2 protein-coding genes are annotated in these 3,388 nt (G+C 53.0%); both read left to right on the forward strand.

Annotation, left to right across the window (positions count from 1 at the left end; translation table 11 throughout):
* Positions 1 to 305: 305 nt before the first annotated feature.
* Positions 306 to 2,354, forward strand: a complete 2,049-nt coding sequence (locus tag H5U02_14765) for a sigma 54-interacting transcriptional regulator (protein ID MBC7343682.1) — start codon at positions 306 to 308, stop codon at positions 2,352 to 2,354.
* 291 nt (positions 2,355 to 2,645) lie between these two features.
* Positions 2,646 to 3,388: molybdopterin-dependent oxidoreductase (locus tag H5U02_14770; protein MBC7343683.1), on the forward strand; the 743-nt coding region annotated here is incomplete at its 3' end.

Raw genomic sequence — 3,388 nt, forward strand, 5'->3', positions numbered from 1 at the left:
GATGAAGCTTAGTTTACAGTTGGCACACCTCTATTGCTTCCCACCACCCCTCCTAGGGGGTGGTGGGATGGTCTTATGTTGGCAGTGGACGGGGCCCAAGCCTTGTGGCCTAAGCGGGGAGTTCATGATCTTGATTGCAGGTGCGGGACCAAGGCAATGAGGAGGATTTCCCCTGCATGAGGCGAATTGTTTACGTAGCCTAGTATGCTATGGAGCGTGGACGTTGGGAGGGATGGTATGTAACTTGCGATCTGAAAATTTGGCATCACCTGTGGGGACAGTTGGTGGGGGAGGGAGTCTGGGCCGTGAAGTCTTTGAAAGAACTGTGCAGTCCAACCCCTAGAGTGACTCATGACCTTTCCCTGACCACCAAGATGGCCGAGGAGGAACGCATACGAGCAGAGATCCAAAGGTGTTGGGAAGACTTTATCTTTCGGAGTAAAGATCCCAGAGAAATGTCCAGTCTTCGCCCGGAGATCGCAGAGTCCTGGATACGCTCTCGAGATTATGGAGTAGACCCGTTTGCAGAAAGGTTGGGGCGCAGTCTCGATCCCGAATCCTTTCAGCTCCTTCTTCGAAACAAAGAGCCGTTTCTTCAAGTAGCCCTTCCCTTTGTCCGGCAGTTGGGCCAGCTGCTTTGGGAATCTGGATACATTACCGCCCTGACTGATGAGAAGGGGGTGATGTTAAACATTGCTGGCGATGACGATGCGATTCGGCGTTATCGTGAGATTAATCTAGCCCCTGGAGTCATGTGGTCAGAAGAGATAATTGGTACCAGCGCTCACGGTAACTGCCTGTTGCTGAAAACGCCACTTCAGGTGGCGGGACCTGAGCATTACAGCGTGGCCTTACAGAAAACCACTTGTTCATCGGCCCCTATCTTTGGTCCCGATGGTAAGCTAGAGGGAGTTCTAGCCATTGCCAGCCTTCGTACCGAACTAACCCACCCTCATACGCTGGGTTTAGTGACATCGGTAGCTTGGGCAATACAGAACCAGCTCCAGCTGGAGACCAAAACCCGGGAAATATACCTTAACCACAGCGTTCTTAAGGCTACGCTGGCAGCTGTGGGTGAGGCCATTGTTACCTTGGATGCGGAGGGCCGGGTCAGCCAAGTAAACCGGGAGGCCAAGAAGCTCCTGGGTATTCAGGCCAGTGACGTATTGGGCAGGCATTTTGAGGTCGCCATCGGCCACCAGCCGGCGGTAAATGAGGTCTTAAGGAATGGCAAACCATTAAATGACATTGAGGTGACAGTGGAGGTTCGTGGGACCCGCGGGGCTTACTGCGCCTCTGTGCTTCCTATCCTTGACCGCGATAATAAGGTCCAGGGGGCTGTGCTAAGCATGAAGCCCATGGAGCGTATCCGTAGCTTAGTCAACCGGATGGGAGGGGCGGAGGCTGTTTTTACTTTCAAGGACATAATTGGCAACACTTCGGCAATCAGGAAATGCATAGAGAAAGCCAGGCAGGCTGCGGCCAGTACCGCCAACATTCTTCTTCTTGGTGAAAGCGGTACCGGAAAAGAACTCTTTGCCCAAGCTATCCACAATGCCAGCTCCCCGAGCGGACCTTTTGTGGCGGTCAACTGCGCGGCCATTCCCAGGAGCCTGATTGAAAGCGAGTTATTTGGCTATGAAGGCGGAGCCTTCACTGGGGCCGAGCGCCGGGGCCGGCCGGGTAAGCTGGAGCTGGCTAACGGTGGTACTTTGTTCCTGGATGAAATTGGAGATATGCCTTTGGAAGTTCAGCCGGTCTTGCTTCGGGTCTTGGAAGAAAAGAAGGTGCTTCGCTTGGGAGGGAGCCGATACATCCCCGTTGACTTTAGGGTAATCGCAGCCACCAACCAAGACCTGCTCCAAATGGTACGGGAGAAGCGGTTCCGTCACGACCTCTATTTTCGGTTGGCCGCTTTTTGTATCCGCATACCCCCGCTTCGCGAGAGGAAGGAGGATATCATTCTCTTGGCGCAGCACTTTGCCAATATTATAGGTCAACGGATGGGACTTCCTCCTGTCGAGGTGAGCGATGAGGCCCAGGTGAAACTGGCAAGTTACAGCTGGCCTGGTAATGTCAGGGAACTTGAAAACGCTATGGTTTATGCGCTAAGCAGTGCCCGGGACGGGATAGTAAAGGCCGAAGATTTGCCCGATGAGATTCAGAATCCGCTCATTGGGGGCCTGAGTTCAGAAAACGAGCTCGTCTGTCTCGAGGAAGTAGAGAAGCAAGCTATTATTAGAACCCTGAAACAAACAGGCAGCACCCGAATTGCTGCTCAAGTGCTGGGTATAGGCAGGACCACCTTGTACCGCAAGCTGAAGCGATATGGCATAGAGGCGCTGGATTATTAAGGGAGTCTCCGTTTTGAAACCAGGATTTTCAAAATGGAAAGGCGATCCTCTCCTGTGGATAAGGATCGTTTGTACAAAAGGCCCATGATTGGGCCTTTTTCTTAACTGTGGCGGAGGAAGATATTGGCACGGGGCTTGCTAGAGTTTATTTGAGGAGGGTCTGGATTTTTACCCAATTCCGGACCAGCAGGCCTCTCTGCATCATGAGGAGGTGATCGAGCCGATTCATCAGGCGCCAGAAGTCAGGCAGAGCGAATCAGAGGTCAGTTCTCAATAAAGGAGGGAGAATAGATGTCGGAGCGTCCATGGATCTGGGAAGAAGATGGCTATACTGTTATTCGAGGACACGCTCGCACTGGGCCCGGCTGTCATGATAACTGCGGTGTGCTGATATATGTGAAAAATGGGGAGCTGGTGAAGGTCGAAGGAGACCCGGAAAACCCGTACAATGGCGGCAGGCTCTGCGTTCGCTGCCTGGCAGTCCGGGATGTTGTTTACCATCCCCAGCGTCTAAAACACCCGTTGAAACGGGTAGGTGAGCGGGGAGAAAATAAGTGGGAGAGAATCTCCTGGGATGAAGCCTATGACCTAATCGAGAAAAAGTTTAATAAGATTAAGGAGGAATACGGTCCTGAGTCGGTAGTGTTCCTTCAGGGAACTGGGCGGGATATCCTGGGGTACATCAGCCGCCTGGCCTACGGCTTTGGAAGTCCCAATTGGTCTTGTGGATTCCTGAGTGGCTTGGCCTGCTACCTGCCGCGAGTGTCGAGCTGTATGATTATCTCCGGTGACTTTGCCGTAGCTGACTGCTCTCAGTTTTTCCCCGACCGCTACAACAATCCCCAATGGAAGTGTCCTGAAACCATGGTCATCTGGGGCAACAACCCCCTGGTAGCCAACTCTGATGGTTTCTATGGACACTGGGTGATTGATCTGATGAAGCGGGGGACCAAGCTCATCGTTATTGACCCACGTCTTACCTGGTTGGCCTCGCGTGCTGAATTATGGCTCCAGATCCGTCCGGGTACTGATGC

The organism is Clostridia bacterium, assembly GCA_014360065.1.
Taxonomy (GTDB): Bacteria; Bacillota; DSM-521; order Neomoorellales; family JACIYF01; genus JACIYF01.